The following is a 21,770-nucleotide window of genomic DNA, read 5'->3' on the forward strand; positions in this document are numbered from 1 at the left end:
TGATTACCAGATAATACCGGTACCGAGAACCAGACCTTCTGGATGCCGGAAACCGATATCATGTTCAGTAACAACACGGATCAGAGACTGGTTACGGGCAAATGCTGAGACAAGCTGGCCATCAGCATCTTTGTAAGTAGCTTCGGTTGAGAAGTCTACTTTCATCATGCCGTCTTCACCGATAAGCACATCATTGAAGTCACAGAAGTAGATTTCTGACTCATTACCATCTTCACCTAAATTGGCTGGGATAGCACTGGTACGTTGGATTGGATAGCCTTTAAGCATACCTAGAGCCATTTCTGGATAAACTTTATTACCATTACCATCCCGCAACCCAAATAACGTCATATAGCTACGGTTAGAAAAACCCCAACCACAGAGGAGCATATTGCTGTTTGAGTCCATATGCTTCAGCATTAGGCTATCCAGATATGCATCAATCGTAGTCAGATTTACAGTGGCCCCGGCCCATGGGACAAGGCGGTTCGCAGCAGTGGCCGCGAATTTCATACCCTTTGGTGTATCGCCGGTGCCATCATCACGCAAGAAGGCTTTATCTTCGCGAGTAGCAATGGCTGACAGAATATCCCCCAAAATAAGTTGCTCGGTATTGAATCCAGAACGACCGATTAACTGGTTAGAAATAGGCACCAAAGCAATCATCGTTTTGGCGCTCAACTTAACATCATCGAATGTTGCTCCAGTAGCAACCACATCTTTCCCTTCACCGACATATCCCGCTGTCGCACCACCAGACAGACGCGGCAAGGACAAATTACCATTAGGCAAAGGAATAGATCGTGCGCCGAGTTTGCGCACAATAGTGCGGTCGCGAAGTAGTTCAATTACTTCGTTTTGCATGTTTTGCGGGATCAAGGCACCGCCAGAACCGGCGGTTGTACTAATGGCCATTGAAAGACCATTATCACCCAACTCAGTAGCTGCGAACTTGGCAGCTTCCGCTAGATTCCCTTTACCAGCCGCAATCGACATCACCATGCGGGTCATACCTGCGCCTTTATATTGCTGCAATTCTTCTTTGATAATAATGCCAGGTGCGACGTTGTTCGCTTTAACAGGAACTGCAACTGTAGCGGCCATACGTTCGGAGGCTTCTAAACGGGTAATTTGAGCGGTAAGGCTTTCGAACTCCGCAGACAAAGCACTAAAGCTGGTCAATTCCTCTGCCGTTAATGTTTCACCGGCAGTCTCTTTAACAGCCAGAACTTGAACTTTATCGTGAACACCCGCACGCAATTTACGCAATTCTTCAATAGTCATAATATCTCTCTTTTTTTCCATAAAAAAAGCAGCCAATCGGCTGCTTTCGTTTTGACGCTGGTGCGCCGGGTTAAAGTTGTACTTGCTGTCGCATGGATTCAGCTCGAAGCTGTATGCTACTGCTTACTGGTTTCGGGCTATATTTAGCAGCGATATTGTTAATCGCTGTCTGTGGATCGGATAACTCATCAGCCAGCCCTGCATCAACAGCTGCTTGGCCAAAGAACGTTCGTGCTTGAGTATCGATAACTCGCTTAACATCTATCCCGCGATACTCTGCTACTGATGTAGTAAACGTCTCATAAGCATCATCGATCAACTGCTGCAGATACGTGGTTGCTTCATCGGTTAATGGCTCATGTGGCGAACCTGCATTTTTAAAATCACCTCGGTAAAACGTGGTGAATTTCAAACCAATCTGTTCTTCCAGCTTAGAAGCTTCCATGTGCTCAAGAATCACACCTATAGAACCAACACCAGACGTATGGCTAACTACAATACGACTACAGGCAGACGCCATGAAATACCCGGCAGAGAACGCATTGTAATTAACAATTGCAGTGCTCGGTTTAATACTACGTGATGCAAAAATATAATCGGCAAGCTCTTTACAGCCAGATACCGCCCCGCCACCAGTATAAAAATCCAGAACTATTTCGCTCACATTCGGATCATTTAGCGCTTTGCTGAATTGATCTCGAATAAGCTCATAGCTGGTCAGTTCCGTACACGCTTGCGTAATTTGCCCACGGCGCGGAACCAATATCCCATGAACAGGTATTACAGCTATAGAGCCGCTTTGTATCGGTTGCGATTCTGGCTTGTCATCCGGCTCAAAAGCCATTAGAGCGGCAGTGCTCATTTCTCCCATAAGGCGAGGGACCAGAACTGCCTTGATTGAATCCATAATTTGCCGCGAGGCATACTGTGGAATACCAAACACCTGATTTGCCAGGTGGGGATAATTAATAAATTGCTTCATGACTGATCCTTTTTGCCGACTATCGGGGCCAAAACTGGCGTTTTAATTGAGCCACCCGGAACAGTGAATACACGAGCAATCTCTGATGATGTAAATGATCGGGCATCAATTTTTGTTAAAGCATGCTCGCCCACAGAAAAGGGGATGTTGGTATTTAATTTCGAGTACATAGAATCGCCTCAATATCTTTCACTTGCTGTGGTGTCGCTTTCCCTATGCCGGTTAACGCTTTGCTATCAACCATATTTAGTGGTGTTAGATACTTATCACCACCGGGGATTGGTGTTAGATTTTCCATCCTGCGAATATCATTAACAGATAACCATCCCCATTGACGGCCAAGCGCATAAGACTCATAGCGAGACTTTTGGTCACCGCGAAGCAACGATGACACATTGAACTCAATGTAAAAATCTCGCCGTTCACTGGGTAATAACAGGTCACGCATCATTGCTGATTCATGCCGTTTTAGTATGGCCAGCATGGTGTAAATGACGTACTGCAGCCCCTGATGCTCAATATTATTGTTTGTTGATTTTTGCAGATCCTGAATCATGTGCGGAGGCACTTTATACAGGCGGCAAACCTCATTAACCGTATATTGACGGCTTTGTAGAAGCTGGGCTTTTTCGTTATCTTGAGAAAGTTGCTTGTAGGTCATCCCTTCTTGCAGCATCCCTACCGAGAAAGCATTTCGAACGCCACCATAGCGCTCCGTCCATTTAGCCAAAATGGCATCAACCGCCGCCTGACTCGCTATCGCCTTAGCTTCGAAGGGGCGTTCAATAACACCCGACATGGTGGTGCCTCGTGCAAATACCTGTGCAGCATGTTGTTCGACCGCTATCCCAAGCCCCAGCACGTCTGGGTTAGTCTGGATAGGGGATGTTCCTATATACCCATCCAGTGAAAAAGACTTAATGTGATGGACCATACGCATAGGCAAAATTTCGCCAATACTTGGAATATCGTAATACGGCATTCCGTCTGGACCTTTCAGCACAATCACTTTGTGAGGGTTAATTGGGATAAGTTCAGTTATATCGCCACGGCCATTACGATCAATTAATGAGTAGCTATTACCCTCCAGCCCCAGAACACCCTGCGTTTGTTCGTGATATTCAAAAGCCGTATCTTTGCGATTGGGCTGGTAGCGAATGAGATCATGCAAAGGGTGATCGATGGCGATTTCTCTTCCACCATTCTCAGTACGCCGATAGAGAACACAGGGCAGTTGTGCTACCGACTCAGCCAACAGAGTGACACAGGCGCGAACGGCTGATAATGCAAGGGCTGTCTCTGGGGTAATGATGACACCAGCCTGACTTGAACTACTTCGCATCCCTCCGGGGACAACTTGCCAATTAGCACTATTCCCGCTGGGTTTACCTCTCCAAAATTGAGGAATAAACATCAATCATCCCCTTTAGAAGCCGGTTGCACTCCATTATTCACAGCCAGACGGGATGTCATCCATGACCAAAATAAGCAGATAATACCTGCAGTAATAAAACCTGCTGCCGGTGTCCATAACCATGCGCCGTATGAAACAAGGCCAGCACCTATCAAACCGATCAAAAAGCCGGTGATAATCAATATTTTCATTAACATGTGACGTCCGAGTTATCGTAGATAGAGTAGCTAGAGCCTTGGCCATGAAGCATTGCTCTGCCAATTGCCATTAGCAGGGCTGTAGCACCGTCGATTTTTGATTGTTTATCCCCTTTGGTTGGCCGAACTCTGTCGTCACTACCAGGGACAAATGTTCCGAGAACGTTACTAATGCACCACGCTAGAATAGGATTGCCATCATGATGAAAACGACCACCTGCCAACGCAGCTTCCAGTTCTTTCATCGGTGGGGACATATTGGTAAAGTCTTGTCGGATATTGATTGGCTCAAATCCGTTATCCGCTAATTCGTGGGATAAAGCTGTAGCTCCTGTTGGGTCTATAGGAATGCTCGCGATCCTGACGCCATCTCGTTCAGTCATATCAATCACGCTGGCGAGAATTTCTCTATAATCAGCTTCTCCACCATCAGTAGCATTTAACAAACTGCTACCGGCCCACTGCATGTTTACCCATTTTTGATAACGCTTTGCAGTCTTGGCTATTTTGGGGTCTATGCTGTGAACTGTGTCTTCCGGTACCCAGAATTTAGAACCAACACAGTAATAATGCCGCTTACCATCTATTTCCTGCGTGAAAACCGGTACCCCAGCATTAAGGTCAAGTTTTGCGGCCAGATCTAAACCTAAGTGACTTTCTTCACCTTTAAAATCACTAAGCTTAAGATTTTTGTCTTCCGCATTTTTCCAGTGTTCCATATTAAAGAACGCTGTCTTACCTGATACCCACATATTCAGATGCTTGGTTTTTATGTCGTTAGTCATCCGGGGAACTGTTTTCGCCAGATGAAGTTTTTCAACTAAATCTTCATAAAATACCGAGACACCCAAATTAGGATTAGCTTTAATCAGATTGCAGGGATCCTGCCAATTATCAAGAACATCCAGCTCGTAAATCATGCCAAATAAGCGCTCATTCGGGAGCATCTTATCCAGACACTGTTTAACCTCGTTATCTTTGTCATAACAAGGTGATTCAATATCTTTACCTGCGGTAGTAATGATCAATGTCAACGGCTGGCTACGAGCGCCCATACCGGTGGTCATTGTTGAATATAATATGTCTGTGGGATGTTCGTGATATTCGTCAATAATCGCGCAGGAGGGTGAATCACCATCTCCCGGATTGCCAACGACCGGTGCAAAGACAGAACCATCTTCGCGGGTTAATTTTTCAGCCCAAACAGAGACATTAAATCTGGATCTAAGATCAGGCAGTAGCTTTGCCATCTGGCTAGCTGGCGTGAAAACCTTTTTAGCTTGTGCCATTTTAGTGGCACCGCAATAAACCTCGGCAGCATTCTCACCATCCGCGCAAAACATATACATGCCAATGCCAGCCGCAAAAAATGACTTCCCATTTTTACGGCCAACGCGGATATAAGCCTCTTTAAATCGACGTTTTTTGCCTTTCTTTGTTACCCACCCGAATATCGATGAAAAGATAAATAATTGCCAAGGTTCAGCTTTTAGCTTCTGCCCTTTTAGTTCCCCACTGGAATGAGGTAGTAATTGAACAAAACGGCACGCTCTTTCAGCTAGATCCCTGTCAAAGCGATAGGGATAATTTTTATCATTAACACTATTTTTTAAATCATCGAGATGGCGCTGACAGGCGAGCTTAATATATTTCCCTGCAAGTATTTTACCGCTGAGAATATCCCGAGCGTATTGCTGGGCGGCATTTACGTTCGGGTAGCTGGCCATTGAATGTTTCCGTGATGATGTCCCTATCGATGCAACTGTTTGATTGGGACCACGGTCCCAATCTTAAAATTCTGAGAATGCGTTTCCCGCAGATCCTTTAGTTTTATTGCCTCCAGAACCGCCACGCCTTATGCGACTGTTTGCATCTAACTTTAATACGACTTGGAGTCTCATTAATTGGCTAATCGACTTATCTCTAGCTTTTGTTGCAGAATTTAATTTTTCACCTCCAGTTCCGGTTTCTTCACCGAAACCATCATCCTTAATTATCTGGTTTGCATTGTGTAAAAGCTGAATGGTGTTGCAGTACTCAGTGAGCAAGTAACAATCTTGCATTTCGAAAGTACCTTGGTCGATCAGTATTCTAATTGTTCTTTTCCAAGCATCGACTGCCCGATCACCGATTAAATTATCTGGAGGTGACACCGCTCGGGTTACACTACTTTTCATTTCACCCGTTATCACCGGTTTTGCACCACCTCCAGCAGCACGAAAATCATCGCTCATTTGGGTGCCTCAAATGTTAAAAAATATCGAAAAAAAATTTCTTATTACATGCACGTAAAAATCTACCGGGACAGGCAGTACCCTAGCGCGAAAGGGGTTGGGGATTTACCCCCCCCCCTCCCCTCGGCCTCAAATGGGAATGTATGTCATTTGATGTGAGTTATGATAATGATTATCATTTGATGTGTGCGTTGATGATAATGATTGTCATCTACGAAGTTATGATGATATTAATTCCTATTTGAAGGGTGGCCTACTTCCCCACCCCATTTAAATCGATCTCGGCTCCTACTAAAGAAAGAGCCATAAGCCCTTCACCATCAGGATGTTTTGCCAATACGTCCCGAATGGTGGCAGCGCACTCGCTAACCACGCTCTGCTGCTCCAGAGGAAGTGTTGTGATGTGCCCTTTAATCATCAGCAATGTTTGTTCTTGATATGTCATATTATTTCTCTGTTGATGCTTTATAAGGAAGAGATTCACCCCTATTCCTAAAGATGATGTAAGCCTCTAATGCAGGGTGGGAGTAACCCCGCTCATGTCGGGACTGCCCCGGCTTATGCCGCTTCCAGCCATCATTTAATTTCCACATCAGGGATTATTACTGACGGCCTGAAGATTACACGGTAGTGATACTCACTGACGGGTACAGAGTCGATTTGTTCCATAAACCAAGTGACGTTATCCGACAACCCAAGCATTTGCTTTTTGTATTGATTTGGCCCCGTCTTGCAAACAACCCCCAATGTTCTTTCTGTGCTGGAGTTATCTTTCGAGCACAGCCCTTCAATGGTAAGAATGTAATCGCCAGTAATACCGTTGTAGAACACAAATCTGCGCTGAATTTCGAAATTATCCGAGGCGGTAGATAGGTTTTTTGATGCTACGTTGCTAGCACTATCACAACCGGTTAAGGCCAGCATGGATAATGCCAAGAATGTTTTTTTCATGTTTATCTCGCTGTTAAATTAATGGAATCGACTTGCCTCTGGCCCAGCGAATTCCTTACTGGGTACTATCATTTGATTCTCTCCGTAGCTGTTTTCTTCCAGTGGCATCGGGCGCATAACGACTCCAAATTATCATCGTCATCAGTTCCGCCAAGAGCTTTGGGGATGATGTGATCGACATGAGTTGCCGCTACTCCAATGTCTCTTCGCCTATGGTCTTGGCACAAATAGCCATCGCGCATGAGGATGCGATGGCGGATGAGATCCCATTTCCTACCATAACCACGTTCATGTCGGGACTGCCCCGGCTTGTGGCGCTTCCAGCCATCACTGGCATGTTCCGGTTTGTGCTTATCACAGTAGCCTGTTGCATCAATAGTTAGTGCTGCACACCCACTATGTCGGCAGGGCTTCTTTATTCTTGGGGGCATAGTTGTAGCCTCTGGTGTTGGTCCGTTCTCTCACGGTGTCACGCTGCTTCTTCCACCTCGGCTAACGTTTCCGATATGCACCTCAACAAGGCGGTGTTACCTGTTATTGATTCAACCAGCGCACTCTGCATTAGGAGTCATGCGTCTCAGTTAACGCTGGCGACGGCGACAGACAACGCGGGTTGAATTATTTACCCAAAGAATCTCGTGCATGTTTAATTGCATTACTTATGATGCTGTCAACCTGATCCAAAATCATATGAGGATCTATATTTATCCCGACTGTAAGTTCAGAAATATTTTTGGATTTATTATCCAAGGCATCAAAAGCTGAATTAATTAATGAAGCCAAATCGGTTAATGCTCCTGCCTTTAGTTTCTCAACCCCATAGTTAGTAACCAAAATAAGAATGGCGGCGCGTAGCGTTTCCTCTTTGATACTGACGGAGCTTAAAGCAACGGCTTCGCCAATAAATGGAGTCGTTGGGGAATGATCAACTGGTTGCCGGGCTTGAAGTTCTCTCACGTCATCTTCCAGTTGGTGCAGGCGAATATTTGTATTTTGCGCGTGACCCATTTCCATTGTTATTCCTATTGATGTGGGACCATGGTCCCAATAATGAAAAACCCGCCTAAGCGGGTTGATTATCTGAATGTCTGCTGGCCTTCTCAGGCTAATGTCGGATTAATTGTCTGTTCTATTACAGGCATCGTATCCAAATCATTAAACGTTGGTATGGCCATCTTATAACCATAATGATATTCAGCAGTTGCCCCAGCACTATGTTTCCAGCCGGGTAACAGAAAGATGCAATCAGCAGCGCGTAGCATGGCAAAGCAGATATCCATGTATTGGTGCTGGGTTAAGCCAGGCGGTAAAGCTGCAGGGTTGAGGACTATATATCCACGACCTGTTAATGACTTCGCTACTTGATTAAAAGTATCGCGGTTATCGTTAGCAACGCCGGTCATCGGCCCTGCAATATAAATTTTCATAGCAGCTCCAGTGGCTAAAATTGGGAATTATTGATGTGAGGTGCTGTTAATTATTCGCCGGTCGTCAGTGACAACCTTCTGTAACGCGGTGACCTTCTCGACTAGCTTGTCGGCTCGCTCAGCGATTGAAATAAGAAACCCGACATCTGCGTCTGAAAATCCGCAGTCTCTGGCTGCATCAGTGAGCTGTCCACTGGCGGGAGTAACGGGCATATCCCCAACTGAAGCGGCGAGACACTCGAAGCGCTTTTGCAGCTTGATATTGCCAGCACGATAAGCAGCAATAGTGCCTTTTGCTTTGTTCTCAGCATCTGCTACTCCTTGTTGATATGCTTTTAACCCGGCTGATTGTGCTGCCTGAAGTTGGGCCTCTTTTTCGGTGGCGCTCTTTTTAGCGGCTTTTTCTGCCTCTAGGTCTGACTTATTGCGCTCAGTCCATTTGAGTAACCATTCCAAATCTTTACTATCGCTACCCCACCGGTAACCACCTGCCAAGCCAATAATAGTGATTACAAGTACAGCAACGAGAGTGGCAGCTAGTTTATTCATCCAGCCCCCAACACGTTAATTCGCTTTCTTGTTCACGGCGCTCTATCTGTCCGTAACAGTTATTGGAGCGAATACGGCAATCTTTCCCGCCGTCATGTATCCAGCGTTTAATTTCAGCGCACGCACCTAAGCGGTCGCCTGAATTTAATTTTCGATAGAACGTAGACGTGAAACATTTACTCGGCCCAATGTTCCAAGGGCAGAATGAAGCGATCCCGACCTTTTGCGGCTCTGTCAGAGGAACGTAGACATTCTTCTGCACCCATAACAGCGCTTTGGCTTGCTCTGCCTTGTCGATGGAGTTGCATTGTGCTTGAGTAAGCTTCATGCCCTTAACGACTGGTTTTCCGTCCACGCGCGTAACACCACCGCAAATAGTCCAGACACCGCCGTTGTCGGGATAAGCAATAAGGCTTGTGCCTTCTTTTTCTTTCTGAAATTGAGACATCATTACTGGTGCAGAAGCTCCAGTAGCGATAAGCGCCAGAATTGCCGCGCTCAATTTGCTTTTTGTTGATGACGGCATTAACGATCCTCCGACATCATGATGTTCAATTCATCATCGGTTAGGTTTTTATCTTTCCGATTTAGATATTCTTTAAGAAGTTTTAGACGTTGGCATTTAAACCAGATCCCAGTGCCACAACCAATTATTGTGGTAACAATACCCACAAGAATACCTAGCACCATCCATTCGCTTGGTGAAAAGTAAGTAATTAAACCAAACAAAACTGAGCCGATACCACCGCCATAGAGGGCATTGTCTGCAATTTTCTCCTGCATATTTTTCATCCTCAACCCCCCGGTATCGGTTGGTGTGTAAGTCGGCTCCCGGCGCTTATTTCCGGATGTCTTGCATGCCAGCTCTACGGCGAGCCAAATAAAAAGGCCACCTGATAGGTAGCCTGAAAATTGTTCTGTGGTGGCCGGGTCTGCTCTCCGGCATTGGCATCGGTGTCAGCTTGGTTTATGGCCCTTTGCCAGTAGTCCAGCACTACGCGCATCAGTCTACGCATTCACCACATTCGGCTGAGCACCAACCATTGCTGCAACAATGTCTGGAATAGATTGGGATATGAACCCGTTATTCAGTGATGCTCAAGCGAATGTGAAGCCGGTTACGGTTCCGGCGTCAACACCTACCAATGTGCTGACCGCATATCTTCCGAGCTAGCTATAGCTCTGTTTCTCTAACTCTCAATTCACTAGCTGTTTGTAAAAATCGTTCTTCTTCAAGTTCAACACCTAACGAACGTCTGCCTAACTGTTCTGCAGCTTTAATCGTTGCTCCTGACCCCATGAAAAAATCTGCTACTAAATCACCGGAGCGAGTGCTCGCGGCAATAATATCTAGCATCATAGGGAGAGGTTTTTCGCATGGATGTTTTCCGGGGTAATGCTGAACGGGTGGATAGGTCCATACGTTTGTATGTGGAACTGATTTAGAAACATTGAACGGACGCCGAAGCACTTCATATTCCTGGCGTAGTTCGTCGTACTGTCTAATCAATCCTGCATATTCAAGCGATAGACCGCCGTATTCACGCTCTAGCAATGAGTGTTCTGTTGTTAACCCAATAACACCACGTTCCATTGCAACCCGATTAAATAATGCCTGTAGCGCTGCATACTGTTCAGGTCGAGGTAGCTGCCATTGAGTTTGGCTGAACCAATGGCTACACATCTGAGTTCCCGTGACTTCATTAATTTCTTTTGCCGAAATACCAAGTCGAGAACGAGCCTCACGAAAATACTGAATAAGCGGTGCATATACCTGCTGTTTCAGCTCTTGGCATTTTGATGCATAGCCAGCATTTCCTTTTGCAAAGCCCTCGGCACCATAATGCTCAGCAAATAAAACATGCTCTGTAGCTGGGAAATAGGATCGGAAAGACTCTTTATTTGCCCCTTTCCATCGCCCAGATGGTTTCGCCCAGACAATATGATTCAACACATTAAATCGCTCTCTCATCAATATTTCTGTATCAGCCGATAACTTAGGACCACAGAATAAATAAAGAGAACCATTCGGTTTTAGTACCCGCCAAAATTCAGCAAAAAACTCATCAAGCCACGCCAGAAAATCAGGAACTGATGCCCACTGATTATCCCAACTATTCGATTTCACACGGTAGTAGGGGGGGTCAGTAATGATTGCATCAACATAATTGTCTGGCAGGGTTTTAATGTATTGCAACGAATCTGCATGTACTAAAGTTGCACTGTTTATTTTTACAGTATTTTCCATGGAATGATGGAGCCTTTTTTGATAGGCTTATCAGTGCTGGCGCGCATCAGCAATGGGCCTTGTTTCGCCATGTCTCGTGGCATGGGTCGAATGCTGTGACCACGGTCCCACGTGGTCGCAGCGCCCATTTTCAGGCACAAAAAAACCGCCAATAGGCGGTTGATGATCTAAGTTAGCTTACAAAAATGCCAACTTAGAAAAATTTTATATTTTTATTAACTTTTTTGCAAGTGATGAATTGGGACCATGGTCCCAATTATAAAATAGTCGTGGCTTTATTTATCCTGACAAGCCTGACGATATTCAAGGGTTAAAGAATATCTTCCCGATACATTACAGCGAACCATTTTAAAGTGTTCCATCTGAGCCAAAATGAATAAAACGCGGCACTCACCCATATACAACTCATCCGCTATATCACCATAAGCCCATGATCTTCCGTCACCTAAAATTCTTTTCAATCTGAATGCATCTTCAGTCATGGTTTCGTTAAGCTCTTTATATATCATTTTATTTATCCTGTCGTTACTCAATATAGTCCTCAACGACGCGAACTGTAGCTTCGCCAAAACTGTAAAGCCAGCTATTTAATGAATCATTTTTGTTATCTTTACATACATAAATGTTGTTTTTTGGCGGCTTTATGTTTATTCTATTTTTATAGGGAAAGGAGGGCGCAATGTGAAATACAGTGAGTTTAGACGGTGGCTGATTTCTCAAGGGGCAACCATTGAGAAAGCAAAAGGAGGGGGGAGCCATCGTAAAATAGCCCTCAACGGAAAACGGTCAGTTTTTCCTGACCACGGTTCAAAAGAAATGCCGGAGCCATTAAGAAAGAAAATATTGAAAGATCTGGGGCTATAAGCCCCAGCTTTAAAAACTTCATAAATTGGAATGTAAATCATATGTTTAATTACGCAGTGAAACTAGAACGCGATGATGATAGCGGTACTTTTATCGTTTCATGCCGTGATCTGCCGCTGCTAAATTCAGTAGGTGACTCTAAAGAAGAGGCGCTACTGGAGGCGGTAGACGGTATTGTTACAGCTCTATCTATAGAGATTGACGAACGTCGCCCTATACCAGCCGCTTCTGCCCCTCAAGCCGGTGAATATGTTATTGCGTTACCTGTGCTAGTCGCTATGAAAGCGGCATTACATAATGCAATGATCGAAACTGGAACCCGTAAGGCTGACTTGGCCAGAAAACTTGGTCAGAAAGCGCCGCAAATAGATCGATTGCTGGATGTCGAACATTCATCAAAAGTAGAGACTGTTGAACTGGCTCTTCATCAATTAAATAAAACAGTGAATGTTAATATTGAATCACACGCTAGATGAACCAGTGGGACCTCGGTCCCACTGTTTTATGATGCCGAAGAATGGTTAAACTTGGCGTAAAATTTACTATTTTGTTGGTAGATCAACGTGTCCATATACTGCCTTATGTGTTCACACTCAACAGTCATTTCGCTAGCTGTATTCATTAGTCTAACAACCTCATCTATATAAATACTCGCGTCAGGGCTATCGAGTGTTCGACGCACCATTTGTAATAAGGCATTAAGTTCCAAAAGTTTTGATGCCATGGTTTCTGACTGGCAGTTATCGCTCATTTTATTCTTATACATTTTACCTCCCCAGCAGGGTAGTCGGCTCACAATATTTAAGCAGGGAGGCTATGCCGGTATCCAGCTGTCATCTTCCCAAACACCTTGAATTACACTTATAACTTCGTCATGTTCAGCCACATTTTTAGTACCAGAAACCTGAATAATGCTACTAGTACTATTAGCTATGCGTAATCCAAATTTTGGATACAACGGTGTAAGTTTTTTTTCTATCTCCGCACGTAATGCTTCAATCGTTTTCACCGGAACTTTGCTGTGCTCATCAAACAATATTTCAATACGCATTAATCATCCCACCTATGCAATACTGTATATTCATACAGTCTAATAGATAAAAGCAAGTTCTATCAAGTTTTAATTATCTATTGCTATCAAATGCCTAAGAGTTGTTCGTATCTTTGACTCAAGATAGAGTAACAGTTCGCTTGTTGTTCTAACAAACGTTCTCCGGATGCAATGATTGAATCACGCTGCAGTGGAAGTCCTGCTGCCATCATGGGGAAATTACCGGGTATAAACTCTGCAATTGCATGATTTTCTGTCTGGTTGTTATCCAGTTGGCCAGAACTCGCATCTACGAAAGCAACACGGCCAACGATGAAATAAATCCTGCTGGCCAAATACCATGGAAACCATCCCTCTCCTGGCCTTGCCCGAAATAACCATTGAGAATAGACACCTTTTTCGGCTTGTTGCCGCGCTTTTTTAAAGAAGTTGGCCATCCCATTGTGAGGAACGGCCGCATTCGCATCTTCTTTAGAAAATGGGGGGTTGAAATATATTGCCGGTTCAACACCACGCCGAGTGGTTTCAGTATGCCAATCGAGTTCCAGGCAATTATCTTCCCTAGTGAAATAGTGAGGAAGCAGGTGATTACTATCACTGGCACAGCCGTCGATAGAGCAGGGGCGAAGCAGGGAGAAAATCCCTGCGGCAATACGAGGATCGGTTTGCCAAATATCACGCAACTCTTTAGGGGTTAGACTACGATGATCGAGTAGCATTACTTCTCCTTTGCCAGTCTATAACTATGAGTGCGTCCAGCCGATGCTTGTCGGTGCTCTGTAATACCATTAATTGTCGCTGCATCCAGATAACGTCGAATTGCTTGCGTACTAAGGCCAACATCAAAGCGCAAACTATCCGCTGATATAAAACCATCACCACCGGCATTCAATGCCTTTTGGCTCTTACTGGCTAATATGACCATGAGGGTTTCACGTTGATGTTCCATCTGATTCCCCCTTAACTAATCGGCTATATGCCAAAATATCTCTAACCTGTTCACGGCATTTCATTTCCAACTGATATTTGTCATTCATCAGTTCATCAATGCGCGAACGGTAGCGGTTTTCCGCTTCATCTTGAGCTTTTATATATTCTTTGTGACGAGTGGTTGATGCTCGACGCTTTGCTTGCCGCACAGCATGATGATTTTTAATAAACCAATCAGGGTCATTTAATGATGAGCGGGCCGCATCAAGTATTACTGATGTAGGTTTTCCGCTTAACCAATAGATAGCGCCAAAGGGGGTTCTGATAGATAACATCTTCATATCAGGTTTATCTCTCCCCATAAAAGAGCCTTTTTTAATACTGAAACCGGGAGTGAACATGAATATCAACATGCTGTCTTCTCTCCGAAAAATTCATCAATATAGTTAGTTTGATTTACCTGATAAGCAGCCTGATATAGGTCAATGTGGCGTTTATCTCTCAGATTCCATTTAGCTCTAGCCTCATTAATTAATGGAATAAGGTCATTATCTGAGTAAATCATTCCCGAGATCTCCTCAGAGGTTGCTCCACATTCATGGCAAAAAACATTAACCTTGGTAAGCACTCCATCTTCTGGCAGATCAATATCAATCGGGATAAATATTGGTCTGTAGGATAAGCCCTCACGCACACACATAAACGTTACTGGCGGACCAGAACAGAACGGGCAGGGGATTAGCTCCGTAGCTTTAATTAATATCAGATGGCTATTTAGCATTAGTTTTCCACCGAATCAGCAATAACACCGTGACGATTTAATACGCCAATAATCAATTCCCGCTTACAACCAATTGCAGGAACGTCGCGCAATTCATTTACCAGCATTGAGAAAATATGCCGTGGTAATGCTTCAGATTTGGCTGCTGTGAAGAGTTGCGTTCCATATGGCATTTTCTGAATATCAGCCAGAATGTTAAGTTCTCGCTCACCGAATGCTTCCGGGTCGCCGAACTTTGATACAACCTCAGCCACAGGCGGCAACACTTTCAACTCTGCAAGTTGCTCACGCAGTGATAGCAGTTCCGCAGCCATTTCCGTAACTATTGGATTCTGAGCACCACCAATGTCAACAGGCCCCTGATTCGCAATTTTCTCTAACTGCTCTTCACTCAGCATCTGCATTCCCCTCTACCAGATTCCATTTAGTCAGCATTAGCATTGCTTCTGTAGTGCTGTGATAACTTCAAACATAGCAGACGGTGGAACTGCATTTCCTGCCATGTGAACCGCCAGTTTCGAATTTGATGGTCGGTGATAATTTTTCGGGAATGTCATTGCTGACATGACCTCATCTACGCTTATCATCCGCATTTTGTCGCCATCAATAATGGCCCACCTGTCACGAGTTGTTATCGTACCTATCGGGCGATCAAGTGAGCGCCCAATCTTTGTGCTCCCGTAATAGCTAATTAAAAATTGGTCCCCAAACTGTTTGCGCCCGTTAGAGACACGTTCGAGAGTCGGCAAGGCTCGACCAGGCTTATTTATCAGTGACCAGGTGCCAGCATTAAAATTGATAAATGTGCTGGCCGATACGTGATCTCGCCGTGGAAGGTTGAGGAACAGTGGCGCCTTGCTTTTGGTGCAGATAATAAACATTCGAATGCGATTCTGTGGCACACCCAGATCAGCACAGTCAACAATATGAGCAGCCAACTGATACCCAAGCGCATTCATTGCTGCTTCCCAAGCGGGGTAAAGCGCCCAATTGAGGAATTCTGGCACATTTTCTATGACAGCCTGTTTTGGGCGGTGAAATTCAAGTGCTGACACAACTGCCCAAGCTGTGGAACGGCTTGCATCATGCTGCGGGTTTCCTGATTTCTTACCACGCGCTTTACTGTGACCTTGGCAGCACGGGGAGGCAATCAGCAAATCGTGTGCTGGTACCGATGACCAGTCGGCTTGATGGAGGTCCTGACAAACGTGCTGTGAGCTTGGGTGATTGAGTGCGTGAATCCCTACAGCCTCCTGCCAATGATTACCAGCCCAAACAACATCAATACCAGCCATTGATGCACCCGTTGAAGAACCACCGAACCCAGAAAATAAATCGATAGCTTTCATCACTCCCCCTCTACCTTGAAACCGGCTACACGTGGTGCAATACACTCGCTAATAAACTTTTTCACCTCACGCGTGCGTTGGTCATGTTCCGCACGCTGCTCTGGTGTCATAGCGACAATTTCAGCCTCGTAATCAGCTCTACGTGATAACGCCCTAAACAGCATTGCTATAGGAAGCCCCTTGCCAAGGATGAGACCCGGCTCAAGCCGAACGGGACAAGGTAGAGTTGCTGGATATTCCCGTAATACCCGCTCGTTTGCCGCTGATAACTCGGCTTCTGCTTTCTCAAGTTTAGATTTGAGTTCTTGTAGCTTTTCATATCTTCCAGCAGCGATTTTCTTCCATACTTTCAACCCGTCAATTTCTTGCTGTGCAGCTTCCAGCTGGCTTTCAATGCTGGTTATGTGGTCAGCAGCTTTTTCCAGAAAGTCCGCATGTACGACAGATGAGCATTCTGAGGTTAATCGAGCGCAAGCGGCCCAATGATTTATTTGCTTTAAAATTTGCATATCCATCAATGACCTCCCTGCATTTCTGATGCTTTTTCTTTTTTACCCTGATACCAACCACGCTTTATCCAACGTTTAGCTTTACGCATAGCGTGAATGTCACTACGTACAACCTCTGGGTAGCCGCCATACATCAGCACTTTTGGCCGTTTACTACAGAAGCCTTGCTCTTTACCTATTTCGATGATGTCTGCGCGGTAATGAGCCATCCATGCATTTTTATTACAATCCGGGCAGGGGATTTCCCCACCAAAATCCAAATAGGTGTCACCTTTACTATCAACACCACCGCTATCCATATCCCATAGAAAACCGTCGATACATTGGCTATCTAAATAGCCGCCACCAAATTCATATCCTTGATATCCGCAGCTCATAGGTCACCCCTATGCTTTCTGGTAGCTACACGCAGACGTTCAAAAATTGCTGCGGCAAAAAGTCTTTCTTTACCCACATCACAGGCTGAAAAATATTCATGTGCCGCTGTTACCGCTGCCTGATGCTTAGCTAAAAGCACCGTTTTTAATGCTTCAAGATGGCAACGCTCTCGGTGGGTTGCTAACGCTTCTGGATCGCATTCGATAGGGCGCAACCAGTAACAAACCGGACCTTCTTCTGTTTCGTGGATGGATGCCATAAACCAACCGTCACCATTTGGTTGCGTTGGTTGCCACATGCTGAGATCACAATCACCGGCATCGTATGCAGACTGTAATTCTTCTGCATTTTCTTCACATTCCATCCAGCCTATAGCGCCCGTAACGCGGTTAAATGCTTTCCACGCATCGAATTCACCTTCGACACCAAACTCATTTCCGTTTGCTGGGACAAAAAAATCAGGATGAGTCCAGAATCCACGACTATCACGCTCAACGGGTGCTGCTGTAATTGTCTTTAACATCGCTATTTCCTCGCATAGAGAACTCTATTGCTGAAAATTAAAAGGGATTATTTCCACATCTTTTGCTGATAATCGCTGGATGGCCGAGGCTTGTTCTTTGTTACTGGTAAGCGGACCATTACGAGGCTTTTGCCAATATCAAACGATGGAGTGATTGTTACCTCCCGACCAGCAGAACGATATCTGCTGGCCAATTCCTCTGCCTCTCTTTGGGTCATGGGTCCTTGAGGAAACCAGTCCAGCGCCATAACTACCCCTGAACCATAAAGTTGTAGTCGTCTGCAACACCAAAGAAAGTGGCTAAATTGCGCATAATTTGAGGGGTGTAACTGGCGACTAGCAGCATCTCAACGGCATATACATGTTGAGCGTCATCGGCTTCTTCTTCCGACATCCGCTCATCATTGTCATAGTCATAACCTTTGAAGTGCAGGTTCCCATTTGCCGGGATATGCAATGAAAACTCAGCCAGATTTTTAAGCTGGCCATCAGCGGGACGTTCAACAAAGGCCATTTCTACAGATCTGATTTTCATGCCAGATATAAGCGACTTAGCTTCAGGGCTATTAATACCCACGCCATCAAACGTGCCTTTGAGTGAAGAATCAGAACCTGTGAATATAGTTTTGCCAAACGGGGAAATAATCAGGCTATCTGGCAGAGGGTAATAGTTTGTTTTGCCAGCTTCACAACTTAGGTGGTCTGATAGAACGGTAGCTTCCAGCCCACCAAAGCCCCAAGGGGTCGCATATAAACTGCCAAGAGTTTTACGCAGGAGCGACAATGCATCTTCGCATTTGGCAGCATTACCAGCGGAAACATAGATATGTTTTTCAACAGGGCAGATAAGAATATATGCGGACCATGTTTTTAGTGGGGCAAAGCGAATAATTTCATTAGTTGCGGTATGTTCAAACTCTCGCAATAAATCATCTGAAACTACGACCCCGTTTTCTTCGGCTTTTTTCTGGCGCTCTTCGACCAGTTGCTGCACAGCAGCTCGGTTCTCTACTCGTTCACTTTTACGATAAAGTAATAGCACCCGACCATCTGAGATAATCATTCGAACGTCAGGAACAATTTGCGACCAGCCAAACCCTGAACGTGCCGAATCAGTCAGGCCATCAAACGCCTTTTTTTCTACCAGTTCGGCCATATCTGCAGGGAGTTCAATCTCGGTAAGATATGGGAAACAAGTTTTAAACATTTTCATGCTATTCCCTCGCATTTACGACGCTGACGCTTAATTACTACTTTACGGGCGCGGTCCATCGATTTTTCATACTGGCTTTTAGTCGGGGTTGTAGATTTTGATGGCGTTACATCAACGGTCTGTGCTTTTGGCTTTGGGCCGTAGCCGCCCAGAAGCGTATGTAAGTAATTACGGCTAAAATCTGCGCCTGGATCTAATGGGTCGCGCCGCTGGCCAATAATTAATGGTTCTGTTTGCATGGTTAACTACCTTCTGATTGTGGGGCCGTGGTCCCAGAATTGCAGGAGTTAGAACGCTGGACAGCGAGCGACTCCTGTTGTTGTTCGTAACGTTCTATCCACAAAGATTCGATGTGCTGATCACCGGTCTTATTTGCCCCATACCATTCGCTGATAACTGCTTGTTTATTCCAGTCTGGGTGGGTTCTAAAGCCACAGGTCGGGCAATACATCAGGTATTCATCTCTGGCTTGTGACCGGAGTAGACGCGGTGGATCTGCTTTCCTACGCATTACCTGCTGACAAAGACAAACTGGAATATCCGCATATACTGCTTTCGCGGCTGTTCTCTGCTCTATGGGCTTGTTCAACATGAGTTAATGCCTCCCTATCGAGCGCGGCTCCAATCTGCAACAAAGCAAACCAGCGAGGCTGGTAGTTTTGGTTCCAATTAGAGGCAGATAGGCCACTTAGAGTACTGAGGGCAGTAGCGTCATATTTACCGACGCCACGGTTGGTGATTAATTTGGATTCTTGTACTGATAACCAAACGAGTGATTGCATTAACGTTTTTATTTTTTTACTCATTTTCGGTGCGCCTATTTCTCTTTGATAAACGAGAAATGCGGACCAAACGTGATGGCAAAGCACTATTTGATCTGAAAACAGAATTGAGTCGCCGTAGCAATATCTAACCCATGCCTGATAGGTATAAGGCAGTTTATTTACGGCTCTACGCCACGCTGAATATTCAAAAGCTTCTGGGGTGAGCAGCACTGAGCTGCCTTTATATGATCGGACTTCACAGCAGCGTATAGCCTCGGCAGGAACAGTGATTGAATGGTTTTCACCAAATGAAATTTCCCGCGTAGGCTTAGCCCTGAATTTCTGCTCTCCCTGTATGGAACCACCGATACTAGCCAGTTGATTAGCCTTAGGCTTATAAATACCCAATAACGCTATTGTTAGTCGGTTTCTCACATAATTAAGCTGCAACAATTAATGCCCCCTTGTTGTAGCGCGGAGAGGACTTTGCGCAGCTAATTGGATTACATCAGGAGAAATACCAGTGGCTGATTCGATATTCCCTATTTCGCGCTTTATATATGCACACAGTTCAAATAGCCTATTTTGCAATTTACTCAGCGCGTGTTTGTCGTCTTTACAGTCATAAACACCGTCGTGAGCTGGCTCGGCATGCATCAATACTTCACCAAATTTTCTGGTTATTTCATCAATTTCAGCTTCGATTGATTTAGTTGAATGCAAGGTATAACTAGGAAGGCGAATCCACATAAGATCCTGCAATGCTGCAAGTTTCTGCTGACATTTTCCCTTGTACGGCTCAGATAAAGCAGACATCCACGTAATAACCCAATCGGCTGGCATTGAGGTTTCACCAGTAATGACCCGCTCTGTTCTCTTGATACAACGGCTACGCCAACGTATGTAAGTTTCAGCAGTCACACCTTCGGTACCGATATCAATCAATCCCTGGGCTTCTAACTGAGGAATAAGGCGCTCAGTAGCAAAATGCGCACAGCTTTCGCCGGTTTGCATGAGCATTTGCTCTGTTGCCGCAATGACAACTGACGACATGGTGTCGCGGGGCTGACATTTACTCATCATTCCTCCGTCTGGCATTCTGCCGCTGCAGCGTGTAATCCGACTTGAGTCTTCCACGCATTTTGACTTCGAGTTCATACTGGCGATGAGCTGGCACTTCAGCGCCCCACTTGTAGATAGCATCACGGCTGCAATGAAGCAGTTTGCATAAGCTGTTTATGCCTCCTGCAATCTTGATAGCTTCTTTCGTTTTCATGTATTTATTATGAGATGACTACGCACATTTTGTCCAGTTTAATTGGCAATTTTTGGCGTGATCATCACTTTTGGGGTGTATAGCCAGCTATACAAAAGTGATCTATGATTTCGACTATGAAAAAACGTGGTGACTGGCTGAAAGAACGCCGCGAGGAGCTTAAGGCCCTCGATAAGAAGAGATTTTCTGTAAGAGCATTGGCTGAACGCGTTGGGATAACCAGTGCGGGGGTCTCACATCTTGAAAACTCTAATGCTATGCCTGCCTTAGATCTTGCTTTCAAATTAGCGAGAGAATTGGATCGACCCATTGAATGGGTTCTTACAGGGATTGGTAATTATCAACAGCCGGGCATACCTATCATTGGTACTACGTTAACAGGACCAAATATTGAATGGTTAGAAAAAAACGGCCAAGGTGTCAATACTCTAGAATTTGTTGATATCAGAGTTCCGGCTCGTAGATTGTATGGATTAAAAGTTTCTAATGATGCTTCTTTACCACGTTACACAGAAGGTGAGGTGCTGATCGCAGATCCAGATGCAACTCCCATAACTGGTGAAGAGGTAGTTGTCATAACAAAAAATGGCGATGAACCAGTCATTAAAGTCTTTGCTAGCAAAAGAGATAATCAGGTTTTGCTTGAGTCCGCTGACAGAAAACAACGAGTGATAAGGGATCTTGACGAAATAATTGTGATACACCCTATAATTTTTGTGGCCAAATATCACACAATTAAGGCGACTATTTGATGTTGTGTTAAGCATATTTTGCCAAGTTAACTTTCAAAGGCTATTATGTGGCGTAATAACCGATGAGCGGTGATCTTGGCAGGTCAATATTTGA

Annotated in this window: 38 protein-coding genes; 3 read left to right on the forward strand and 35 right to left on the reverse strand. The window is 45.0% G+C overall.

What is annotated here, in order from left to right; all coding sequences use genetic code 11:
* Window positions 1-3: 3 nt before the first annotated feature.
* From ACNSO8_RS24335 to ACNSO8_RS24420, 18 genes are all read right to left on the reverse strand, one after another.
* The gene (locus tag ACNSO8_RS24335; protein ID WP_418396176.1) at window positions 4-1,287 is read right to left on the reverse strand and encodes a phage major capsid protein; all 1,284 of its coding nucleotides are present in this window, start codon (window positions 1,285-1,287) and stop codon (window positions 4-6) included.
* A gap of 67 nt (window positions 1,288-1,354) precedes the next feature.
* A complete protein-coding gene (locus ACNSO8_RS24340; RefSeq protein ID WP_418396140.1) occupies window positions 1,355-2,266 on the reverse strand; it encodes a S49 family peptidase in 912 nt (303 codons plus the stop codon).
* Window positions 2,263-2,436, reverse strand: coding sequence for a hypothetical protein (locus ACNSO8_RS24345; protein WP_418396141.1), 174 nt, complete (start codon window positions 2,434-2,436; stop codon window positions 2,263-2,265). The genes ACNSO8_RS24340 and ACNSO8_RS24345 overlap by 4 nt, the downstream gene beginning before the upstream one ends.
* Window positions 2,421-3,680: a phage portal protein gene (locus ACNSO8_RS24350; protein ID WP_418396142.1), complete on the reverse strand. Its 1,260-nt coding sequence runs from the start codon at window positions 3,678-3,680 to the stop codon at window positions 2,421-2,423. The genes ACNSO8_RS24345 and ACNSO8_RS24350 overlap by 16 nt, the downstream gene beginning before the upstream one ends.
* A complete protein-coding gene (locus tag ACNSO8_RS24355) occupies window positions 3,680-3,877 on the reverse strand; it encodes a hypothetical protein (protein WP_261370753.1) in 198 nt (65 codons plus the stop codon). Before ACNSO8_RS24355 ends, ACNSO8_RS24350 begins: the two co-directional genes overlap by 1 nt.
* The gene (locus ACNSO8_RS24360) at window positions 3,871-5,604 is read right to left on the reverse strand and encodes a terminase large subunit (RefSeq protein ID WP_418396143.1); all 1,734 of its coding nucleotides are present in this window, start codon (window positions 5,602-5,604) and stop codon (window positions 3,871-3,873) included. Before ACNSO8_RS24360 ends, ACNSO8_RS24355 begins: the two co-directional genes overlap by 7 nt.
* A gap of 63 nt (window positions 5,605-5,667) precedes the next feature.
* The gene (locus ACNSO8_RS24365) at window positions 5,668-6,111 is read right to left on the reverse strand and encodes a P27 family phage terminase small subunit (protein ID WP_050146115.1); all 444 of its coding nucleotides are present in this window, start codon (window positions 6,109-6,111) and stop codon (window positions 5,668-5,670) included.
* Between the two features lie 253 nt (window positions 6,112-6,364).
* Window positions 6,365-6,556 carry a hypothetical protein gene (locus ACNSO8_RS24370; protein ID WP_418396144.1) on the reverse strand — a complete coding sequence of 64 codons (192 nt, stop codon included), beginning with the start codon at window positions 6,554-6,556 and terminating at the stop codon, window positions 6,365-6,367.
* Window positions 6,557-6,687: 131 nt separating this feature from the next.
* Window positions 6,688-7,062 carry a hypothetical protein gene (locus ACNSO8_RS24375; RefSeq protein WP_342222916.1) on the reverse strand — a complete coding sequence of 125 codons (375 nt, stop codon included), beginning with the start codon at window positions 7,060-7,062 and terminating at the stop codon, window positions 6,688-6,690.
* A 68-nt stretch (window positions 7,063-7,130) separates the two neighbouring features.
* Window positions 7,131-7,493: an HNH endonuclease gene (locus tag ACNSO8_RS24380; RefSeq protein WP_418396145.1), complete on the reverse strand. Its 363-nt coding sequence runs from the start codon at window positions 7,491-7,493 to the stop codon at window positions 7,131-7,133.
* 187 nt (window positions 7,494-7,680) lie between these two features.
* Window positions 7,681-8,076, reverse strand: coding sequence for a hypothetical protein (locus ACNSO8_RS24385; RefSeq protein WP_418396146.1), 396 nt, complete (start codon window positions 8,074-8,076; stop codon window positions 7,681-7,683).
* 86 nt (window positions 8,077-8,162) lie between these two features.
* A complete protein-coding gene (locus ACNSO8_RS24390) occupies window positions 8,163-8,489 on the reverse strand; it encodes a DUF4406 domain-containing protein (protein WP_015972132.1) in 327 nt (108 codons plus the stop codon).
* A 27-nt stretch (window positions 8,490-8,516) separates the two neighbouring features.
* Window positions 8,517-9,038, reverse strand: a complete 522-nt coding sequence (locus tag ACNSO8_RS24395; protein ID WP_418396147.1) for a hypothetical protein — start codon at window positions 9,036-9,038, stop codon at window positions 8,517-8,519.
* Window positions 9,031-9,564 carry a lysozyme gene (locus ACNSO8_RS24400; protein WP_418396148.1) on the reverse strand — a complete coding sequence of 178 codons (534 nt, stop codon included), beginning with the start codon at window positions 9,562-9,564 and terminating at the stop codon, window positions 9,031-9,033. The genes ACNSO8_RS24395 and ACNSO8_RS24400 overlap by 8 nt, the downstream gene beginning before the upstream one ends.
* Entirely contained in the window at window positions 9,564-9,821 is a 258-nt protein-coding gene (locus ACNSO8_RS24405) for a phage holin (RefSeq protein WP_418396149.1), read from the reverse strand. Before ACNSO8_RS24405 ends, ACNSO8_RS24400 begins: the two co-directional genes overlap by 1 nt.
* Before the next feature lie 83 nt (window positions 9,822-9,904).
* Window positions 9,905-10,054 carry a hypothetical protein gene (locus ACNSO8_RS24410; RefSeq protein ID WP_418396150.1) on the reverse strand — a complete coding sequence of 50 codons (150 nt, stop codon included), beginning with the start codon at window positions 10,052-10,054 and terminating at the stop codon, window positions 9,905-9,907.
* Between the two features lie 158 nt (window positions 10,055-10,212).
* On the reverse strand, window positions 10,213-11,286 hold the full coding sequence (locus tag ACNSO8_RS24415) for a DNA-methyltransferase (protein WP_418396151.1): 1,074 nt from the start codon (window positions 11,284-11,286) through the stop codon (window positions 10,213-10,215).
* A 275-nt stretch (window positions 11,287-11,561) separates the two neighbouring features.
* Complete coding sequence (locus ACNSO8_RS24420) at window positions 11,562-11,795, reverse strand: hypothetical protein (protein ID WP_418396152.1); 234 nt, start codon at window positions 11,793-11,795, stop codon at window positions 11,562-11,564.
* A gap of 172 nt (window positions 11,796-11,967) precedes the next feature.
* Here ACNSO8_RS24420 and ACNSO8_RS24425 point away from each other — a divergent pair, with 172 nt between their 5' ends.
* Window positions 11,968-12,150 (forward strand): type II toxin-antitoxin system HicA family toxin, encoded by a 183-nt coding sequence (locus ACNSO8_RS24425; protein WP_087768470.1) that lies wholly within the window; start codon window positions 11,968-11,970, stop codon window positions 12,148-12,150.
* A gap of 41 nt (window positions 12,151-12,191) precedes the next feature.
* A complete protein-coding gene (locus ACNSO8_RS24430; protein ID WP_015972126.1) occupies window positions 12,192-12,626 on the forward strand; it encodes a hypothetical protein in 435 nt (144 codons plus the stop codon).
* Between the two features lie 26 nt (window positions 12,627-12,652).
* Here the strand turns inward: ACNSO8_RS24430 and ACNSO8_RS24435 are convergent, their stop codons facing one another.
* The 17 genes from ACNSO8_RS24435 to ACNSO8_RS24515 all read right to left on the reverse strand — a co-directional run bounded on the left by ACNSO8_RS24435 (window position 12,653) and on the right by ACNSO8_RS24515 (window position 20,924).
* Window positions 12,653-12,916, reverse strand: coding sequence for a hypothetical protein (locus tag ACNSO8_RS24435; RefSeq protein ID WP_015972125.1), 264 nt, complete (start codon window positions 12,914-12,916; stop codon window positions 12,653-12,655).
* A gap of 48 nt (window positions 12,917-12,964) precedes the next feature.
* A complete protein-coding gene (locus ACNSO8_RS24440) occupies window positions 12,965-13,201 on the reverse strand; it encodes a DinI-like family protein (RefSeq protein ID WP_418396153.1) in 237 nt (78 codons plus the stop codon).
* 86 nt (window positions 13,202-13,287) lie between these two features.
* Window positions 13,288-13,920, reverse strand: coding sequence for a DNA N-6-adenine-methyltransferase (locus ACNSO8_RS24445; protein WP_418396154.1), 633 nt, complete (start codon window positions 13,918-13,920; stop codon window positions 13,288-13,290).
* The gene (locus ACNSO8_RS24450) at window positions 13,920-14,150 is read right to left on the reverse strand and encodes a hypothetical protein (protein WP_418396155.1); all 231 of its coding nucleotides are present in this window, start codon (window positions 14,148-14,150) and stop codon (window positions 13,920-13,922) included. The genes ACNSO8_RS24445 and ACNSO8_RS24450 overlap by 1 nt, the downstream gene beginning before the upstream one ends.
* Window positions 14,134-14,544: a hypothetical protein gene (locus ACNSO8_RS24455; RefSeq protein WP_418396156.1), complete on the reverse strand. Its 411-nt coding sequence runs from the start codon at window positions 14,542-14,544 to the stop codon at window positions 14,134-14,136. The genes ACNSO8_RS24450 and ACNSO8_RS24455 overlap by 17 nt, the downstream gene beginning before the upstream one ends.
* Entirely contained in the window at window positions 14,538-14,912 is a 375-nt protein-coding gene (locus ACNSO8_RS24460) for a hypothetical protein (protein WP_418396157.1), read from the reverse strand. Before ACNSO8_RS24460 ends, ACNSO8_RS24455 begins: the two co-directional genes overlap by 7 nt.
* Complete coding sequence (locus tag ACNSO8_RS24465; RefSeq protein ID WP_418396158.1) at window positions 14,912-15,310, reverse strand: hypothetical protein; 399 nt, start codon at window positions 15,308-15,310, stop codon at window positions 14,912-14,914. The genes ACNSO8_RS24460 and ACNSO8_RS24465 overlap by 1 nt, the downstream gene beginning before the upstream one ends.
* A gap of 36 nt (window positions 15,311-15,346) precedes the next feature.
* Window positions 15,347-16,261: a DNA cytosine methyltransferase gene (locus ACNSO8_RS24470; protein WP_418396159.1), complete on the reverse strand. Its 915-nt coding sequence runs from the start codon at window positions 16,259-16,261 to the stop codon at window positions 15,347-15,349.
* Entirely contained in the window at window positions 16,261-16,776 is a 516-nt protein-coding gene (locus tag ACNSO8_RS24475; RefSeq protein ID WP_418396160.1) for a hypothetical protein, read from the reverse strand. The genes ACNSO8_RS24470 and ACNSO8_RS24475 overlap by 1 nt, the downstream gene beginning before the upstream one ends.
* Window positions 16,776-17,147, reverse strand: a complete 372-nt coding sequence (locus ACNSO8_RS24480; protein WP_418396161.1) for a hypothetical protein — start codon at window positions 17,145-17,147, stop codon at window positions 16,776-16,778. Before ACNSO8_RS24480 ends, ACNSO8_RS24475 begins: the two co-directional genes overlap by 1 nt.
* Window positions 17,144-17,671: a hypothetical protein gene (locus tag ACNSO8_RS24485; protein ID WP_418396162.1), complete on the reverse strand. Its 528-nt coding sequence runs from the start codon at window positions 17,669-17,671 to the stop codon at window positions 17,144-17,146. Before ACNSO8_RS24485 ends, ACNSO8_RS24480 begins: the two co-directional genes overlap by 4 nt.
* 250 nt (window positions 17,672-17,921) lie before the next feature.
* Complete coding sequence (gene rdgC, locus ACNSO8_RS24490; protein ID WP_418396163.1) at window positions 17,922-18,884, reverse strand: recombination-associated protein RdgC; 963 nt, start codon at window positions 18,882-18,884, stop codon at window positions 17,922-17,924.
* Window positions 18,881-19,123 (reverse strand): hypothetical protein, encoded by a 243-nt coding sequence (locus tag ACNSO8_RS24495; RefSeq protein ID WP_418396164.1) that lies wholly within the window; start codon window positions 19,121-19,123, stop codon window positions 18,881-18,883. Before ACNSO8_RS24495 ends, rdgC begins: the two co-directional genes overlap by 4 nt.
* A 2-nt stretch (window positions 19,124-19,125) precedes the next feature.
* The gene (locus ACNSO8_RS24500; protein ID WP_418396165.1) at window positions 19,126-19,395 is read right to left on the reverse strand and encodes a hypothetical protein; all 270 of its coding nucleotides are present in this window, start codon (window positions 19,393-19,395) and stop codon (window positions 19,126-19,128) included.
* The gene (locus ACNSO8_RS24505) at window positions 19,388-20,083 is read right to left on the reverse strand and encodes a bacteriophage antitermination protein Q (RefSeq protein WP_418396177.1); all 696 of its coding nucleotides are present in this window, start codon (window positions 20,081-20,083) and stop codon (window positions 19,388-19,390) included. The genes ACNSO8_RS24500 and ACNSO8_RS24505 overlap by 8 nt, the downstream gene beginning before the upstream one ends.
* Before the next feature lie 18 nt (window positions 20,084-20,101).
* On the reverse strand, window positions 20,102-20,728 hold the full coding sequence (locus tag ACNSO8_RS24510) for a hypothetical protein (protein WP_342079294.1): 627 nt from the start codon (window positions 20,726-20,728) through the stop codon (window positions 20,102-20,104).
* Window positions 20,721-20,924 (reverse strand): Cro/CI family transcriptional regulator, encoded by a 204-nt coding sequence (locus ACNSO8_RS24515; protein WP_418396166.1) that lies wholly within the window; start codon window positions 20,922-20,924, stop codon window positions 20,721-20,723. Before ACNSO8_RS24515 ends, ACNSO8_RS24510 begins: the two co-directional genes overlap by 8 nt.
* 116 nt (window positions 20,925-21,040) lie before the next feature.
* Between ACNSO8_RS24515 and ACNSO8_RS24520 the strand changes: the two genes are divergently transcribed.
* Entirely contained in the window at window positions 21,041-21,676 is a 636-nt protein-coding gene (locus ACNSO8_RS24520) for a helix-turn-helix domain-containing protein (protein ID WP_418396167.1), read from the forward strand.
* The last annotated feature ends 94 nt before the right edge of the window (window positions 21,677-21,770 follow it).

The sequence above is a fragment of the Yersinia sp. LJYL362 genome (assembly GCF_048323875.1).

What these genes read in the sequence shown, in the direction of transcription:
- ACNSO8_RS24435 (WP_015972125.1), bottom strand. Translation starts at nt 12,916, where the DNA reads ATGTATAAGAATAAAATGAGCGATAACTGCCAGTCAGAAACCATGGCA.
- ACNSO8_RS24485 (WP_418396162.1), bottom strand. Translation starts at nt 17,671, where the DNA reads ATGTTAAAGACAATTACAGCAGCACCCGTTGAGCGTGATAGTCGTGGA.
- ACNSO8_RS24365 (WP_050146115.1), bottom strand. Translation starts at nt 6,111, where the DNA reads ATGAGCGATGATTTTCGTGCTGCTGGAGGTGGTGCAAAACCGGTGATA.
- ACNSO8_RS24510 (WP_342079294.1), bottom strand. Translation starts at nt 20,728, where the DNA reads ATGAGTAAATGTCAGCCCCGCGACACCATGTCGTCAGTTGTCATTGCG.
- ACNSO8_RS24380 (WP_418396145.1), bottom strand. Translation starts at nt 7,493, where the DNA reads ATGCCCCCAAGAATAAAGAAGCCCTGCCGACATAGTGGGTGTGCAGCA.
- ACNSO8_RS24500 (WP_418396165.1), bottom strand. Translation starts at nt 19,395, where the DNA reads ATGCGTAGGAAAGCAGATCCACCGCGTCTACTCCGGTCACAAGCCAGA.
- ACNSO8_RS24390 (WP_015972132.1), bottom strand. Translation starts at nt 8,489, where the DNA reads ATGAAAATTTATATTGCAGGGCCGATGACCGGCGTTGCTAACGATAAC.
- ACNSO8_RS24355 (WP_261370753.1), bottom strand. Translation starts at nt 3,877, where the DNA reads ATGTTAATGAAAATATTGATTATCACCGGCTTTTTGATCGGTTTGATA.
- ACNSO8_RS24385 (WP_418396146.1), bottom strand. Translation starts at nt 8,076, where the DNA reads ATGGAAATGGGTCACGCGCAAAATACAAATATTCGCCTGCACCAACTG.
- ACNSO8_RS24475 (WP_418396160.1), bottom strand. Translation starts at nt 16,776, where the DNA reads ATGGATATGCAAATTTTAAAGCAAATAAATCATTGGGCCGCTTGCGCT.
- ACNSO8_RS24375 (WP_342222916.1), bottom strand. Translation starts at nt 7,062, where the DNA reads ATGAAAAAAACATTCTTGGCATTATCCATGCTGGCCTTAACCGGTTGT.
- ACNSO8_RS24395 (WP_418396147.1), bottom strand. Translation starts at nt 9,038, where the DNA reads ATGAATAAACTAGCTGCCACTCTCGTTGCTGTACTTGTAATCACTATT.
- ACNSO8_RS24460 (WP_418396157.1), bottom strand. Translation starts at nt 14,912, where the DNA reads ATGCTAAATAGCCATCTGATATTAATTAAAGCTACGGAGCTAATCCCC.
- ACNSO8_RS24430 (WP_015972126.1), top strand. Translation starts at nt 12,192, where the DNA reads ATGTTTAATTACGCAGTGAAACTAGAACGCGATGATGATAGCGGTACT.
- ACNSO8_RS24410 (WP_418396150.1), bottom strand. Translation starts at nt 10,054, where the DNA reads ATGCGTAGACTGATGCGCGTAGTGCTGGACTACTGGCAAAGGGCCATA.
- ACNSO8_RS24465 (WP_418396158.1), bottom strand. Translation starts at nt 15,310, where the DNA reads ATGCTGAGTGAAGAGCAGTTAGAGAAAATTGCGAATCAGGGGCCTGTT.
- rdgC (WP_418396163.1), bottom strand. Translation starts at nt 18,884, where the DNA reads ATGAAAATGTTTAAAACTTGTTTCCCATATCTTACCGAGATTGAACTC.
- ACNSO8_RS24515 (WP_418396166.1), bottom strand. Translation starts at nt 20,924, where the DNA reads ATGAAAACGAAAGAAGCTATCAAGATTGCAGGAGGCATAAACAGCTTA.
- ACNSO8_RS24495 (WP_418396164.1), bottom strand. Translation starts at nt 19,123, where the DNA reads ATGCAAACAGAACCATTAATTATTGGCCAGCGGCGCGACCCATTAGAT.
- ACNSO8_RS24340 (WP_418396140.1), bottom strand. Translation starts at nt 2,266, where the DNA reads ATGAAGCAATTTATTAATTATCCCCACCTGGCAAATCAGGTGTTTGGT.
- ACNSO8_RS24360 (WP_418396143.1), bottom strand. Translation starts at nt 5,604, where the DNA reads ATGGCCAGCTACCCGAACGTAAATGCCGCCCAGCAATACGCTCGGGAT.
- ACNSO8_RS24455 (WP_418396156.1), bottom strand. Translation starts at nt 14,544, where the DNA reads ATGTTGATATTCATGTTCACTCCCGGTTTCAGTATTAAAAAAGGCTCT.
- ACNSO8_RS24520 (WP_418396167.1), top strand. Translation starts at nt 21,041, where the DNA reads ATGAAAAAACGTGGTGACTGGCTGAAAGAACGCCGCGAGGAGCTTAAG.
- ACNSO8_RS24470 (WP_418396159.1), bottom strand. Translation starts at nt 16,261, where the DNA reads ATGAAAGCTATCGATTTATTTTCTGGGTTCGGTGGTTCTTCAACGGGT.
- ACNSO8_RS24445 (WP_418396154.1), bottom strand. Translation starts at nt 13,920, where the DNA reads ATGCTACTCGATCATCGTAGTCTAACCCCTAAAGAGTTGCGTGATATT.
- ACNSO8_RS24400 (WP_418396148.1), bottom strand. Translation starts at nt 9,564, where the DNA reads ATGCCGTCATCAACAAAAAGCAAATTGAGCGCGGCAATTCTGGCGCTT.
- ACNSO8_RS24440 (WP_418396153.1), bottom strand. Translation starts at nt 13,201, where the DNA reads ATGCGTATTGAAATATTGTTTGATGAGCACAGCAAAGTTCCGGTGAAA.
- ACNSO8_RS24420 (WP_418396152.1), bottom strand. Translation starts at nt 11,795, where the DNA reads ATGATATATAAAGAGCTTAACGAAACCATGACTGAAGATGCATTCAGA.
- ACNSO8_RS24370 (WP_418396144.1), bottom strand. Translation starts at nt 6,556, where the DNA reads ATGACATATCAAGAACAAACATTGCTGATGATTAAAGGGCACATCACA.
- ACNSO8_RS24345 (WP_418396141.1), bottom strand. Translation starts at nt 2,436, where the DNA reads ATGTACTCGAAATTAAATACCAACATCCCCTTTTCTGTGGGCGAGCAT.
- ACNSO8_RS24450 (WP_418396155.1), bottom strand. Translation starts at nt 14,150, where the DNA reads ATGGAACATCAACGTGAAACCCTCATGGTCATATTAGCCAGTAAGAGC.
- ACNSO8_RS24405 (WP_418396149.1), bottom strand. Translation starts at nt 9,821, where the DNA reads ATGCAGGAGAAAATTGCAGACAATGCCCTCTATGGCGGTGGTATCGGC.
- ACNSO8_RS24415 (WP_418396151.1), bottom strand. Translation starts at nt 11,286, where the DNA reads ATGGAAAATACTGTAAAAATAAACAGTGCAACTTTAGTACATGCAGAT.
- ACNSO8_RS24350 (WP_418396142.1), bottom strand. Translation starts at nt 3,680, where the DNA reads ATGTTTATTCCTCAATTTTGGAGAGGTAAACCCAGCGGGAATAGTGCT.
- ACNSO8_RS24480 (WP_418396161.1), bottom strand. Translation starts at nt 17,147, where the DNA reads ATGAGCTGCGGATATCAAGGATATGAATTTGGTGGCGGCTATTTAGAT.